Source organism: Actinomycetota bacterium (assembly GCA_030017835.1).
Taxonomy (GTDB): domain Bacteria; phylum Actinomycetota; class Aquicultoria; order UBA3085; family Oleimmundimicrobiaceae; genus Yes70-04.
Window position 1 is genome coordinate 1 of sequence record JASEGU010000072.1, and the last position, 667, is coordinate 667.

Sequence of the window (667 nt, forward strand, 5' to 3'; positions counted from 1 at the left end):
GAAGGCCGATCATCAAAATAGCCTCCAGCTACCAGCCTTCAGCCTCCAGGATGGAAGTTTTATCGGGGGGGGGTCTCTTAAGCGTAAGGGCGCTTTTACAGCTGATTTATGTTTTTGTAAGATAAATATTATGCTGATATACTATCGTAAAGCCGTTAGCCTTTCTTAAAGGAGAAGCATGTCAGACCTTACCTTCATCACCAACGAAAAGGATGAGACACTCCTTGACCGGTTCAAAGTGCTCATCAAAGATACCCGTCTTTTTGACGTGCTCGTCGGTTACTTCTACACCAGCGGTTTTCATGCCATTTATAAATCTCTTGAAGCGACCGAGAAGATCAGGATACTTATCGGTATTTCCACCGATAAACAGGCATTCGATCTTATCCAAGAAGCTGAAGAAGCCAGGCAGCAAACCCTCCAATTTTCACACTCGGAGACAAAAGAGCGGTTCGAATCGCACGTTGCGGCCGAATTGGAAGTCTCCGACGATAATGAGGATGTTGAAGAGGGGATTCTTAAGTTTATCGAATGGATCAAAAGCGGCAAACTTGAGATCAAAGCATATCCCTCGCAGAATCTCCATGCAAAGCTTTACATCATGACATTTGCCGAAGAAGACCGAGATAAAGGAAGGGTCATCACCGGCTCCAGCAATTTCACCGCG

At 45.4% G+C, this 667-nt stretch carries 1 protein-coding gene; it reads left to right on the plus strand.

The window, feature by feature from the left end; translation table 11 throughout:
- Positions 1-178 precede the first annotated feature (178 nt).
- Positions 179-667: phospholipase D-like domain-containing protein (locus QMD53_07220; protein ID MDI6800425.1), on the plus strand; the 489-nt coding region annotated here is incomplete at its 3' end.